General features: G+C 55.6%; 13 protein-coding genes. 8 read left to right on the top strand and 5 right to left on the bottom strand.

Annotation, left to right across the window (positions count from 1 at the left end; all coding sequences use genetic code 11):
* Positions 1 to 3 precede the first annotated feature (3 nt).
* The 4 genes from secF (at position 4) to RAL90_RS09650 (ending at position 5,406) form a co-directional block, all read left to right on the top strand.
* The gene (secF, locus tag RAL90_RS09665) at positions 4 to 1,017 is read left to right on the top strand and encodes a protein translocase subunit SecF (protein ID WP_306250035.1); all 1,014 of its coding nucleotides are present in this window, start codon (positions 4 to 6) and stop codon (positions 1,015 to 1,017) included.
* A gap of 8 nt (positions 1,018 to 1,025) precedes the next feature.
* Positions 1,026 to 1,835, top strand: coding sequence for a squalene/phytoene synthase family protein (locus tag RAL90_RS09660; protein ID WP_306250033.1), 810 nt, complete (start codon positions 1,026 to 1,028; stop codon positions 1,833 to 1,835).
* Between the two features lie 98 nt (positions 1,836 to 1,933).
* Positions 1,934 to 4,522 (top strand): cation:proton antiporter, encoded by a 2,589-nt coding sequence (locus RAL90_RS09655; protein WP_306250031.1) that lies wholly within the window; start codon positions 1,934 to 1,936, stop codon positions 4,520 to 4,522.
* A 35-nt stretch (positions 4,523 to 4,557) separates the two neighbouring features.
* Positions 4,558 to 5,406, top strand: a complete 849-nt coding sequence (locus RAL90_RS09650; protein WP_306250030.1) for a hypothetical protein — start codon at positions 4,558 to 4,560, stop codon at positions 5,404 to 5,406.
* Between the two features lie 53 nt (positions 5,407 to 5,459).
* Here the strand turns inward: RAL90_RS09650 and nth are convergent, their stop codons facing one another.
* The 3 genes from nth to trmFO form a co-directional block, all read right to left on the bottom strand.
* Entirely contained in the window at positions 5,460 to 6,209 is a 750-nt protein-coding gene (gene nth / locus RAL90_RS09645; RefSeq protein WP_306250028.1) for an endonuclease III, read from the bottom strand.
* A gap of 209 nt (positions 6,210 to 6,418) precedes the next feature.
* Entirely contained in the window at positions 6,419 to 7,147 is a 729-nt protein-coding gene (locus tag RAL90_RS09640; RefSeq protein WP_306250026.1) for a hypothetical protein, read from the bottom strand.
* 22 nt (positions 7,148 to 7,169) lie between these two features.
* Positions 7,170 to 8,594 (bottom strand): methylenetetrahydrofolate--tRNA-(uracil(54)-C(5))-methyltransferase (FADH(2)-oxidizing) TrmFO, encoded by a 1,425-nt coding sequence (gene trmFO / locus RAL90_RS09635; RefSeq protein WP_306250024.1) that lies wholly within the window; start codon positions 8,592 to 8,594, stop codon positions 7,170 to 7,172.
* A gap of 131 nt (positions 8,595 to 8,725) precedes the next feature.
* Here trmFO and RAL90_RS09630 point away from each other — a divergent pair, with 131 nt between their 5' ends.
* Positions 8,726 to 9,772, top strand: coding sequence for a hypothetical protein (locus RAL90_RS09630; protein WP_306250022.1), 1,047 nt, complete (start codon positions 8,726 to 8,728; stop codon positions 9,770 to 9,772).
* A gap of 31 nt (positions 9,773 to 9,803) precedes the next feature.
* Positions 9,804 to 10,745 (top strand): hypothetical protein, encoded by a 942-nt coding sequence (locus RAL90_RS09625; RefSeq protein ID WP_306250020.1) that lies wholly within the window; start codon positions 9,804 to 9,806, stop codon positions 10,743 to 10,745.
* Positions 10,746 to 10,762: 17 nt separating this feature from the next.
* Here RAL90_RS09625 and RAL90_RS09620 read toward each other — a convergent pair whose 3' ends face one another.
* A complete protein-coding gene (locus RAL90_RS09620; protein ID WP_306250018.1) occupies positions 10,763 to 11,617 on the bottom strand; it encodes a hypothetical protein in 855 nt (284 codons plus the stop codon).
* A 384-nt stretch (positions 11,618 to 12,001) separates the two neighbouring features.
* On the opposite strand from RAL90_RS09620, the gene RAL90_RS09615 reads away from it, so the two are divergent.
* Positions 12,002 to 12,166 carry a DUF2256 domain-containing protein gene (locus RAL90_RS09615; RefSeq protein WP_306250016.1) on the top strand — a complete coding sequence of 55 codons (165 nt, stop codon included), beginning with the start codon at positions 12,002 to 12,004 and terminating at the stop codon, positions 12,164 to 12,166.
* 58 nt (positions 12,167 to 12,224) lie between these two features.
* On the opposite strand, the gene RAL90_RS09610 is transcribed toward RAL90_RS09615, so the two are convergent.
* The gene (locus RAL90_RS09610) at positions 12,225 to 12,434 is read right to left on the bottom strand and encodes a cold-shock protein (RefSeq protein ID WP_306250014.1); all 210 of its coding nucleotides are present in this window, start codon (positions 12,432 to 12,434) and stop codon (positions 12,225 to 12,227) included.
* 546 nt (positions 12,435 to 12,980) lie between these two features.
* Here RAL90_RS09610 and RAL90_RS09605 point away from each other — a divergent pair.
* Positions 12,981 to 13,490 (top strand): DUF2852 domain-containing protein, encoded by a 510-nt coding sequence (locus RAL90_RS09605; RefSeq protein ID WP_306250012.1) that lies wholly within the window; start codon positions 12,981 to 12,983, stop codon positions 13,488 to 13,490.
* Positions 13,491 to 13,510: the final 20 nt, after the last annotated feature.

The raw sequence follows: 13,510 nt of genomic DNA, 5'->3' as shown, positions 1-13,510 counted from the left end.
CCCATGGGCCTCAAACTTATACCTGAAGAGACAGACATCAAGTTCCTGCAAATGCGCTGGATTGCGTTTGCCATATCTACTGTTGCCGTTCTGGCCTCGATTGCCGTTTTCTTTCTCAACGGTCTGAATTTCGGCATTGATTTCAAAGGGGGTGCTGTTGTTGAGGTCGGGCCAGCCGAAGGGCAGGTCTTTACGACTGATGATCTGGCAACAGTACGCAGTGCGCTTACGGATCTTGGCCTCGGGACAATCAATGTCAGTGAGATCGGGGGCAGTGGCGGCGCAGATGCGGCTGGCGGTATTGTTGCCAAGATTGAGCTTCAGTCCGGAGATGTTGAGTTTACGGAGCAGTGCCTTGCGGCGAAACCTGAAAATATCGGCGGTGATCCCGCCGAACAGGCGCAGCAGATTGCCACCGCCTGTGTCTCGGCAACATTGAAGGAAGTGCTCGGAGAAGATATCCGGGATCGCCGGGTTGATGTTGTTGGCCCTGCGGTGTCAGGTGAGTTGATCCAGAAGGGTGTCGGGGCGATTGTGTTCGCTGTCATCGCCATGCTGGCCTATATCTGGTTCCGCTTTGAATGGCAGTTTTCACTCGGGGCGATTGTGGCATTGATCCACGACGTGATCCTGACAGTTGGCATGTTTTCCATCACCCAGCTTGAGTTCAATCTGCCGATTATCGCGGCGCTGCTGACCATTGTCGGCTACTCCATGAATGATACCGTTGTGGTTTATGACCGGGTGCGGGAGAATCTGCGCAAATACAAGAAGAAGCCGTTGCAGGACCTGCTTGATTTCTCGATCAACCAGACATTGTCACGGACAGTCATGACATCTGTCACGACACTGATTGCCTTGCTGGCCCTGTTCATTTTTGGGGGACCTGTGTTGCGCGGATTTACAGCGGCGATGATCTGGGGCGTGATTATCGGGACATATTCATCCGTCTTTATCGCGTCGCCTGTTCTGCAGGTGCTGGGTGTCAAGCGCGAGTGGAACCAGACGGCTAACTGATAGAGGTCATGAGCGATCAGGACCGCCATCACCAGAATGCCGCATATTGTCTGTCGGAAGTCAGAAAATACGCCGAAGATCAGTTTATTTCTCTACAGTTTGCCCCGCGCGAGCAGCACGCGCGCCTGATTGCACTCCATGCGCTGGCACTCGAAATCCAACGCATCCCGGCAACGGTCAGCGAGTCCCCCCTTGGTGCCATTCGACAGCAATGGTGGCGTGATGCGCTGGCCGAAATTCGCGACGGTCAGACGCCGCGCGCGCACCCTGTGGTCGAGAGCATCAGTCAGCTTCCTGGAGCAGGGAGTGAAGCGGAAGCCTGCAGGTCGGTCATGTTATCCATTATCGACGGGACAGACACATTGCTGCAACCGGGAGAGTTTGGCTCCACAGAGCAGGTTCTGGCATTCGCCGAGCGTCAGTATGGCGCTGTTGCACGGCTCGTCGCAACGGTGCTTTCACCCGATGAAGCGCCTGAGATTTTCGACATGATTAGCCGGCTCGAAGCAGTTCACGCTGTGAGCAGAACCGTCTGCGAAGCTGTCCGCCAGGACAGTGAGCCGGTGCAAGGCGTTGAGACCTTTGCCCAGCGGCTTGCCAGGTTTGATCGCCGGCATCCGGCCATGAGAGATGAGTTAAGGGCTGCTCTGGCGGACATCACGCGTAAAGCAGCGGTGATACCGGCGGCCGTCATGCCTGGCATCGCCCATGGGGCGCTGGCGGGTGGCTATCTTGAACGCGCCGGGCGTGGTGCGACCTATCATCCGCTACTGAAGCGTTTCGCCATATTTCGCACAGTGCTGACTGGCCGCCTTTGACGGGGCTTTTCCGGGGCAATGGGCAAAATAAGAGTGTACGCAATCGCGAATTTATCTGTTAGAGTTTGCATTGTGGGTGATTTTGCCGTGGGGGATCTATGGGCAGCGAAGTTTGGGCAATCGTTTTTGGGCTGGCAGGTATTCTGCTACTGGCCGTTCTCATGCTGCCGGTGGCCAGTAGAACACGCATTCCCCATACAGTTATTCTCGCCCTTCTGGGGATCGCGCTTGGCCTGCTGATTCATTATCTGGGTGGTAGCCCCGACGCCGTGGGCCATGGTGGCGGTCATGCCGGTGGCCACGCAGGCGGCGCGGCAAGTGATGCCGGGCACGGAAGTGCGCCATTCTGGATGCAGATGCTGCAAGCCATTGGCAGCCTCGAGATAACGGCGGACGTGATCCTGTTTGTGTTCCTGCCTGCGCTCGTCTTTGAAAGCGCGCTCTCGCTGAATGTGCGCAAACTGATGGCTGATATCGGGCCCATTTTGTTCCTGGCTGCGATTGGTGTTCTGATTTCGACATTCGTTATCGGGCAGGCGATCAACTGGTACACGGGGCAAGGCCTGCTGCTGTGCCTGCTGCTGGGCGCGGTGGTTTCTGCGACCGACCCTGTGGCCGTGATTTCCCTGTTCAAGGATCTTGGTGCGCCGAAACGACTGACCATCCTTGTTGAGGGCGAAAGCCTGTTCAATGACGCGACAGCGATTGTGGTGTCCTCGATCCTGCTGTCGATCCTTGTGCAGCCGGGCGATACAACCTGGCTTGATGGCCTGTTGCAGTTCTTCGTGGTGTTTTTCGGCGGCATCATTGTCGGTCTGGTGCTTACATGGGTTGCCCAGCAGATCATGAAGCCGTTCCGGCGGCAGCCTACGGTGATTGTCACCATCACATTGATCCTGCCATTCATTGTTTTCGTGGTGACTGAGCATTTCATGCACATCTCCGGAGTCATGGCCTGCGTTGCCAGTGGCCTTCTGCTCGGCTCTGTTGGGCGACGGATTATTCCACCGCAAAGTTTCGAGGAAATCGAGCATACCTGGCATCAGGTTGCTTTCTGGGCGACGTCTCTGATTTTCGTCCTTGTGGGGCTGGCTGTGCCCCAGTTACTTGGCGGCAATCTGTTGTCTTATGCTGATGAGATCTTGATCCTGTTTGTCGTTGCCACGGCGATCCGGGCGGCGATCATTTTCGGTCTGGTGCCAGTTCTCGCGACGGTCGGACTTGGCCAGAAAGTCAGCGGTGCTTTCCGCGCGATCATGGTTTGGGGCGGATTGCGCGGCGCGGTATCCCTTGCGCTGGCGCTTATCATTCTTGAAACCCCGGGTGTCAGCGAAGACGCAAAAGCCTTCATTGGTGTGATGGTGACCAGCTTTGTGCTCATTACGCTGCTGGGGCAGGCGACGACGATTTCTCCGTTACTGGCCTTCCTCGGCCTCAACAAGCTGGACCCGACCGACCAGGCCGTGCGCGACCGTTCCCTCATCAAGGCGCTTTCCGATGTGAAGAACCAGCTTGATGACTTCGTGGACGGCAGTTCCGTGATCGAGCCTGAAAAGCTGACATCGGTGACGGATGTTTATCGTGAGGCCCTGGCCAAGGCAGAAGATGGCGCAAACGGTGTCAGTCTGCTCTCTGATACGGACTGGCAACTGATCGGCCTTGAAATGGCCATCGCGCAGGAGCGCCAGATGTATCTCCAGAAATTCGGCGAAGGCCTGCTCGGCTCTGGCCGTCTGCGCGAAGTGTTGTCCAGTCTTGAAGGTGTCTCTGAGTCACTCTCTGATGTGACGCGCACAAACAGTCACAAGGCGGCTGATATTGCGATCCAGCAGGGCGTTGAGTATGCCCCGAATTTCAAGACAGCCATGGGTTTGCAACGCCGTTTCGGCATCACCGGCCCGCTTGCCAGTTCGCTGGAAAAGAGGTTCGGCATTCTCGCCCTGAAAAAGGATGTTCTGCAGGAGCAGCGTCAGGGGCGCTTACCTGAGATCACTGGTTTGTTGCCGCCACAGGCTCAAGCCGATTTCATCGAGGTGATGGATCAGCGTATCGCGTTGGTAGAGGAACATCACAAGGCACTGTGTCTTCAGTATCCGGATTATGCCGAAGCGCTGGAGCGCGCCAATCTCGAACAGATTGGGCTTCGCCTTGAGGAGATTGCCTATAACAAGCTGAAAAGCAATTCGATCATCGGCCCTGAAATTCACAGTGATCTGATGCGTGAACTGGTGGCTCGTCAGGCGAGTGCAAGCCGGTTGCCGAAGCTGAAACTGGACCAGAATCCGGCACACCTTATTGCCAAGGTGCCTTTCTTTGCCGAGTTGCCGGAGAGCAAGCAGCAACAGATTGCCCGTATGCTGAAGACAAAATTCACCGTGCCGGGAGAGAATGTCATCAATGCCGGTGAAGTCGGGGACAAGATGTATTTCATCGCGTCCGGGGCGGTGCGCATTCATGTGCAGGATGACCTGACATTGGGTACGGGGGACTTTTTCGGGGAGCTTGCCCTGATTACGGATCAGCCGCGCAACGCGGATGTATCGGCCCTGGGCTTCTCCACGTTACTGGAATTGCACAAGCGTGACTTTCATACGCTCCTGAAAAAGGATGCCAGCGTGAAGCAGCATATTCAGGCGATAGCCATTGAGCGGCTTGGGCCTGATTTCAGGATTCAGCTGGCAAAGTGATATCCTTTTCAATCGATGAGGAAAAATCGTAGCCTGTGAGCAATATACCGGAAAACCAGTTCGTGCACGATTGTGTCGTCATGCAGGATGGGGCGGTTGCGTTCCGCTGTGATACGGACCAGTTGAAATGGCCCTGGCTGACATTGCCCCCGGCCCATAATATCGTTGTCCAGTCTGTCAATTATTTCGCGTCGATTGGTGCTTCTCATGTTGCCGGGCGGATTGACCCGCAGAAGTGGACGGCGCTGACCTCTTTCCAGTGGCAGACATTTGCCTGTGGTGCAGATGCCCGGCCAGCGACACACGGGGTGGTTGATCCTCAAGCAGATCCTGACAGGGCCGATTATGGGATTTCGCTTTTCGATGCAGAGGGCGCGCCGGTATATCGTTTCACGGGCGCGGGCGTTGTGTTCCAGAACCGCGACTTCAAATCCTGGCGGGCAAAGGCACGTCAGGAAATCATGGCGTTACCAGTACCGGAAGATTTTCTCTATGCGGTGCCTGAGCGTGTTGGTGTGACAACCGCTATAGAGAGCCTTGTCAGCGATCTGTCATATGATCAGGATATGCCTGTGGTTGAGGTGCTTGTCACGTCGGTCAATGGTTTTCGTCCGGGTCATCCGTATCATGATGGATCCGGAGACCATGTGAATTCCGGCCATCTGTGTGATGCGGCGCAGCAGATGGCGCATATGATCAGAAGTCAAGCGGGCAGGCATGCCCACCCTTGTGCCGGTCGCGTTATTTTCAAACGCTATGTGGAGCTGGATCGCCCGTTTCGCCTCAGCCTCACAGATATATCAGCGGATCAAAATGACCTGACACTCCGCTTTACGCAGGGCCAATATCATTGTGCCGACCTGACCTTCCAGTACGCGGACTAAAATTGATTTGCGCAGCAAAAGGACCACAGAAGAACCTGTATTTCAGCGCACATTCAGGCCGAAGCGGCGGGTTGTTTCGTGGCGGTAATGCCTGGAAAGCGGATAATACTGGCTGACTGGGCACTGGCTGATGGGCATAAATCATTTAACGGGCACCGCCCACATTCAGGTTTGCCCTGATGGCAGTAGGTTTCCGTCAGTTTGCGCAAGCCCCCGTAGAGCACGGACACCTCCCGCGCCTGCCAGTCGGCGGGTACCCGGTCCATGACCTGACGATCAAGCGCAGACATCGGGGCACCTTTTTCCACCAGGCCAAGACGCCGGGCAGCCCGTGCTGTCTGGTTGTTGAGCGTAAGAATGGTCCGGCGCAGAGTGCTGAAATTGAGGGTGGCGGCACTGATTGTGCTGTCTACACCGGGCAACGCCTCCAGCCATTCGCGGGCTGCTGCCGTTGACCAGCCCCCGAGAAAATCCAGTTCCAGCAAACCGTGCCGGTCTTCAATGGCCTGCAGCAGGCGGGGCAGGGTAACTGCCTTCTCAACCGCGCGTTCAACGCCGCGCAGAACATTCAACAGCACCTCGGGGGCTTCGTCCCGCAGGTCACTCCAGCGGGGATAGCGCAGGCGCATCCTCTGATGCGCTGCGAGCGCAATGGCTGAGGGCGTATCTGCGCTGACCAGCATGAAAACGAGCTGTGAAAGCGGATCAGCGTTTTGCGCCTCGCGCGGCGGCCATGCCGCACTTAACCTGTCCAGAATGACCGGCAGGCGCGCATCAGCGGCGAAAGAAAGAGGCATTTGCATATTGATCACCATTTGTTCTATTTGACAAATATGGAACAAAAAAAGAACAAGTCAAGATGCCCGGGCAAATTTTTCTGTCGCCGTGACAGCCCGGCCTCCCGTTTTCAGGAGATGTCGTCAGCTCTGCATAATATTAGGAAAGGACGAGCATCTCTTGACCAGCCCCAAAAACGGCCGATAGCTGTGCAAACAGCACCAACGGCTCACGATCACCCTGTACTCATCATGCTGATATTCGCTTCCATCCAGGTCTTCACCTGACCGGCGCGGATGCTCTGGAAGAGGGCGACGCGTTCCCACAAATAGAAATGTTTGGCCAGCCGTTGGTCCTGGCAGGCTTCGGCCAGGGGCACGCTCAGTGTGAGGCGTCTGTCTGCTATGCCGGGCATGTTCTCGCTTTGCGTCAGGTCACCAAAACCGATGGCAGGGTGATCTTCTATTGGCGAGTCGAATGGCCATGTTTCCAGCCAGTTCAGGGTGTCCTGTGCCTGTGTGAGGCGTCGGCGCAATTCGTCGAGACGGTTGCGCTCTGTCTCACTTTGTTGGGCGAGGAAAGCCTCATTGCTGGTGAGGGACTCTATGGCACTGTGACGCAGGCGGAGTGTCGGGGTACCCCGGATGATGTTGAGGCCGGCTTCAAAACGCACAAGGTCTTCTGGTGCCGCGGCACAGCGTCGCAACACATCAATCGAGCTGCGCACCAGTGGCAGGGTGGTCTCCTTGCCAGCGAGGAAGGCGTCTACCGCATCGAGATTGGCCTCACTCTCCGCGACCAGTCGCTCTCTGGCGAGCTGATAGGCTTCCCGGCTGTTGCGGTTGTCATTCCACTCTGACACCTGCAGACCGATAAACACGCCGGAGACAACAATCAGAAAATCGATGCCGACAGCAAGCCAGTTCTGGTCTTTCACATGGCCCATGACACGGCGCAGCAACATCTTTTATTTCCTCTTCAGGTGATCAGGCGGCGCGTTGCATGGTGGAGAGCCAGTCGTCGATGTCTGACAGGGCCCGGGCGCACAGGGCACGTTTGCGCGCGAAGCCCTTTTCCTTGCCCTTGATGCGCCTGCCCTCAGCATCTTCTTTTGGCGTTTCGATAAAGGGGAAAAGGCCGAAATTCACATTCATGGGCTGGAATGCACCTTTGGCGCCTGCGCCATCTGACAGATGCCCGCCGGTAATGTGCCGGTGCAATGCCCCGAGCGCGGTGGTCTCGGGCGGTAAAGCCTGTGTTGGTGACTGGCCGCGCGCAGCGAGGGCGGCAAAGCGCCCCGCCAGAAGGCCGGTGGCAGCGCTTTCGAGATAGCCCTCGACGCCAGTGATCTGTCCGGCGAAGCGCAACTGCTCTGCTTTCTTCATACGGAAGGTTTCGTCGAGTAGCCTGGGGGAATTGATGAATGTATTGCGGTGGATGCCGCCAAGCCTGGCAAACTGTGCTTTTTCAAGGCCGGGAATAAGTCGGAACACTTCCTGTTGTGCGCCATATTTCAGCTTTGTTTGAAAGCCGACCATATTATACAATGTGCCCAGCGCATTGTCCTGTCGCAGCTGCATAACGGCATGGGGGCGGCTGCCGGTGCGCGGGTCGGTCAGGCCGACCGGTTTCATGGGGCCAAAACGCAAGGTTTCACGACCGCGCTCGGCCATCACTTCCACCGGCAGGCAACCCTCGAAATAGGGCGTGTTCTTTTCCCATTCCTTGAAGTCCGTCTTCTCGCCGGTCAGCAGTGCGTCAATAAAATGCTCGTATTCTTCTTCCGTGAACGGCAGGTTGATATAGTCAGCGCCGTCACCTCCGGGACCTTTCTTGTCGTAGCGCGACTGGTACCAGGCGATGTCGAAATTGATCGAGTCCTTGTGGATGATAGGCGCGATGGCATCGAAGAAGGCAAGTTCGGCCTCACCTGTCAGGTCATGAATGGCTTCAGCCAGCGGCAGTGACGTAAGCGGGCCGGTGGCGATGATGACATTGTGCCAGTCTGCTGGCGGCAGCCCGTCAACTTCCTCCCGGCGAATCTCGATCATCGGATGATCTGCAATCGCCTGCGTAACGGCGCCTGAAAATAAGTGCCGGTCCACGGCAAGTGCACCACCGGCAGGAACCTGATTGGCGTCCGCGGCGCGCAGAATCAGGGAGCCGCAGCGCCGCATCTCTTCATGGAGCAGGCCAACAGCGTTCTGGGTCGCATCATCGGACCGGAAGGAGTTGGAACAGACAAGCTCTGCGAGGTTGTCGGTTTCGTGGGCATCGGTTTTGCGTACCGGACGCATTTCATGCAGGATGATGCGCGTATCCTGCACGCCTGCTGCCTGTAACTGTGAGGCGGCCTGCCAGGCAGCCTCTGATCCGGCGAGACCGCCGCCAATGATGTGAATTTCGCTCATCAGCGGAACATAAGGGGGAAGACGGTGAGATCAATGCCTTTTCGCGTGGCACAGGCAGTGCTTGCCATAGGCTTGTTGGCAGGGTTAGGCTTTATTTACAGGGGTATTCAGTAACGGGCGGGGCAACAGGCATGAAACTATCCATTTACGGGACCATCACCGATGCGCTCGGCTTCGCCTGGCACAAATATGAAACCGCCTTGCGACTGGCGTGGTTTCCGCTGCTGCTCCTGTTTTTCCTGCCGATCCTGTTTGTCTATCTCTATGCAACACTGACAAGCGGCGGTCTGGTGACGCCTTTTGGCACCAGCTATTTTGATGCGATTGGCTTGATAACGGATAATGCAGACCGGTTGAGCATGCGCACATACTGGACTGTGGAATTCTTCCGCTTTGTCTTCACCCTTATCCTGCAAACCAGCTATCTGATTCCCCTGTTCCGCTTTGCGGCGCGTGATGTGATGCCGCCGGAAGGGTCTGTCTATCTGCGCTTTGGCTGGCGCCACTTGAAATATATCGTTTTGCAGGTTCTGGTCGGCCTTGGTATCGCTCTTCTGACCTATCTGCCCCTGTTCATCTCCCTGATGCTGTCGACAGCGGCATTGATGGGGATTGAAGGAGAGGTTTTTGCCGTCTTCCCCAATCCGGACAGTCTGCATACGATTGAAACGGAAACAGTTGTGCCGTGGTTTGTGAATGTCATTCCATTGGCCCTGATCGGTCTTTTCCTGATTGCGTTGATCTATTTTTCTCTCAGGCTTTATGCTGTCCCGATTTTCGGGGCTGTGCGGGAGAAGGGCGACGGCTATAATTCGTTGATGCTGTCCCTGAAAATTTCCAGTGGCTGGAATGTGCTGCGCCTGTTGGCGATCAATATCGTTCTGTTGCTGTTGATGCTCGCTCTGTTGATTGCTGTGCAGTTTGTGATCGTGCCGCTGGTGGCTATTGTCCTCTCGCTCATCTTTACCTTCATCCAGTCTGCCGGAAATCTTGTCCCGTCTGAAGCAGCGTCAGATCCTTCTGGCGGCCAGGATCTGATCCTGGCCTTTGTGCTTCATGTTTTGCTGATGTTTTATATGGTATTCACGCAAGCATTGAATGCCGGGTTTGCGGGCAGCCTGTTCCGTCAGGGAGCGCAGTTTGTGGGTACGCCCACCAGCACCGCTGATAAAACATAGAAATAAAGAGCTTTTTACGAGGGAGCACGCAATGTCAGAGAAAATGCCGGTCACGGACCTTTTGAATGAATCTTTCACCTTCGGCTTTCAGCGCTTTTTCACCGTGCTGCGCTGCTTGCTGGTGCCGTATATCATCCTGATTTTCGGGTTGATCATTGTGGCTGTCGGGTTGCTTGATTTCGATATGATCTCCCGACTGGAGTCCGACATCATGCCAGAGCCGGAGTCATTTGAAGACGTGATGGCGATTGTGAACAGCATCTTCCGGGGATCCTGGCAGTCAGCACTGGGGCTTTTCGTTCTGGCCGCAACAGTGCTGTCTCTTCCATTATATGGGGGCATCGCCAGTATTTTCCGGCTGGTCGGGCTTGGGGAAGAGCCGGGCGGCTGGTTCACCCTGCGTCTTGACGGGCCAATGTGGCGGACATTTTTTGCCTGGCTGATTATCGGTATCCTGCAATATGTTTTTTACGGGATAGGTTTCCTGATTGCGTTCTCCATGAACCCGGAAATGTTCGACTTTTTCCAGAATCTCGATCGTCTTGATGATGATCCGACGCCGTTGTTTGGTTTCATGGGCGGCCTTTTCTTTGCCGGGTTCCTGGCGCTAATTCTGATGATGTTCTTCTTTACCAAGCTGGCACCCTTTCCAGCGGCCTCTGCCTGTGAGAACCGGTTGATGCTGGTGAACTCATGGAGCAGGACAAAAGGGCATTTCTGGACGATTTTGGGCGGCTATATCATGCTGGTCCTGGCACTTTTCTTTGCCAATATGGCCTTCCAGATTCTGACCAGTGTCCTGCAGGGAATATTTACAGCTGTCTCAGCCATGGGGGGCGAGGCACTGATGGGCATTATGGTACTGATTGTGACCATCGTCGTGCTGGTTGCCACGATTGCATTTACGGTTTTTACAACCGGGGTGCAGATGGCATTCCCGGCTGTGATCTATCGGCGTCTCTGGCGCGACTAGAGATCTGATGGGGGGGCTTAGCCCCCGCAGCCACCCCCACCACATCCGCCGCCACTACAGCCAGAGCCGCCATCGCCGCCGCCGTCTGCATCTCCATCTGCATCCTTGTCCATTCTGGAGCGTCCGCTGCCGCCGCTGACATAGCCTGCGCCGCAGCCTGATCCTGACTTTTTCGCGGCCGCAGACTTTGCGCTGTTAATGCCGCTGATCACCCCGAAGAGGATCAGGAAGGCGCCAGCCCCAAGCAGAAGCCAGACGAAAAGGGGCCAGCCCCCGCTATTCTCACCCTGCAGAGCGGCCTGGGCGCTGGCAAAGGTCAGCCCGGAGAGCCCCAGAACCGACAACAGGCCCAGTGCCAGTCTGTTTCTGGCAGAAAGAAGCTGACGCACGGCACGTGGCACCGGCAGGACCAGATGCGTCGCCTTGTTGACCCGCTGATAGAAGGGGGCGTCGCCAAAGCGTATTGTTGCGTCCGGCCAGATGTCTGCTGGCGGCACGTCCCCGAATTCACGCTCATAAGACGCCAGCGTGTGGGCATAATTGTCATCAAAGCGTGCCTTGTCGCTGCTAGTGCCTTGCGTTGGCCCATGGTGCAGCGGCCTGCCCAATGCGTCCTGAAAAGGCCCCCAGTAATGGCGCGTATATGTCATGTGCAGATGCCAGACCTGGTCTACCTCATCAGAGGGCGTGACCTCATGGCCGGCGACCATCGCGAGATATGCGAATTTCCTGTATTCATTGATGACACGTTCAGCGAAGTCGCCGGACCAGCCATTGTCGCGGGCGAGTCGTCCGGCGAAACCGAAGGGAACGGCATTCTGTTCAAACGGTAAGGCGCTGAGGGTCTTCCAGAGTTCAGGATTGGTTTGCATTGTCTGTCTCCTTTCCTGGCGGTGGATCCGCCGAAGCCTGTAAAGCTCGCTTTACAATTTGGGATTCGCCGGGTGATTTGTCAAGTGACCTTTACAGTTGGCTGATCGGCCGGGAATGAAGCGTGCCAAACAGAGACAAAAGCCAGTGGCACAGTGTGCACACTTTTTTGTGAACGGAAAAAAGCAGGAAAACATCGATTGTTGAAGAAAACTGCACTGAGTGCACTTGTATTCGCGCTGCCAAACTCTATCTCCGGAGTGTCCTGACAATGCCCCCCTTTATCCCTGTCAGGGCTGCTCGCGCTATCCGGATTATCCCTCCCCCCTTATTGTTATCCTGGTAGCGCGGGCCAAAGGGCTTGGATTTTCAATCAGGACGATCCCATGAAAATGCGCCGCAAGTCAGACCTGCCGCAAAAGGTGTGCGTGACATGCGGGCGACCGTTCACCTGGCGCAAGAAATGGGAAAAGGTCTGGCATGAGGTGCGATATTGTTCGGATCGGTGCCGCCGGGAGAAAAGCAGGTCAGCAGACAGCAAAAAGCCCTGAACAATATGCTCAGGGCTTCATAAGTCAGATTTGACAGGGCGTTGCGCCCCGAACCTGTTTAGGCGATTTCGAGTGTGCTGACAGCAGGTTTGCCGCTGCGTTTGTCAACTTCAGTTTCGAATTCAACTTTCTGGCCTTCGTTGAGACCAGCAATGCCACAACGCTGAAGAGCTGTCGCGTGGACAAAAACGTCCGCGCCGCCTGTATCAGGTTGAATGAAGCCGTAACCTTTTTGGTCGTTGTAGAATTTTACAGTACCGGTAGTCATATTCACGTCCTTTCACTGACGATAGTTTAGCGAAACAATGGCGCGCACTCAGCACACGTTACAAAGTCTCTGGTAGTCGATTTTGGGGAAAAGTCTAAAACGTCAGCGCTTGTACAAAAACAAAACAACGCACGGCCCAGGTCGTCCGGCCAAATATCGATGAATGCTCCATAGAAGAATCCGTGCACAAGCACAAGCAAAATCCGGACTAGTCCGAAAGGGCAGTAAATGCAGGTTTTCCGTCCACCACACTGGCGAAAACCGGAATCTTCCCCCAGGCAGTGCCCGGATAGTAAGTGAGTCCTGGCCGAGTACTGGAGTGCTTCCCGGAAAGTGGCCCATAAGTTGATTTAGTTCTGGCTTCAGTAATGGAGCAACAGAATGGGCAAGAGAGCCAAACCTGAAGAGATAATCGCGAAGCTGCGCGAGGTAGAACCCCCATGATCCGGGCATTTTTATGGATCACAAACCCTTGAACAGGGCGCCAGGCCTCCCCATTTCTATAACACAGGGCGTCGAATTTGTAATGAGAGGACTTTACACGATATGAACACAACAACTTCATCTTCATCATCGCAAGGCAACTGGCGCCATCAACTGCGTCCGGCATGGACGCCGCTGAACATTGCTATCATGGTCGTGTCTTTCATGACTGGCGTATTCTGGTTCGTCGGCGTCTTTATGATCGCCTACATGATCTGGGGGCGCGACTGGGGGCTTGATTTCTCCACCTGGGGGAATGTTGAGCAAAGCATGAACCGGATGGGTGACAACCTCAAATCAGCTTTTGACGGCAAGGCGCAGTCGAACCGCACCGGCAATGCCGCTTTCGACGAGTGGCGCGATGCCGAAATCAAGCGTCTCGAGGAAGAGCGCAAGAAGCTGGAAGATGCCAAGCAGGAATTCCAGTCCTATATGGAAGAATTGCAAAAAGCGCGTGACAAGGAAGAATTTGATCGCTTCTGGTCACAGTGGAATGCGCGCCGTGCAGGCGATACCGGTCCCGGCAGCACAGGCCCAGGCAATACCGGCCCTGGCGGCACGATCAACCTTTAATTGTGCCTACGCTACGTTGA

The organism is Parvularcula sp. IMCC14364 (genome assembly GCF_030758415.1).
Lineage (GTDB): Bacteria > Pseudomonadota > Alphaproteobacteria > Caulobacterales > Parvularculaceae > Aquisalinus.
The sequence above is the reverse complement of the archived record's forward strand: the minus strand, read 5'-3'. Positions and strand labels throughout refer to the sequence as shown.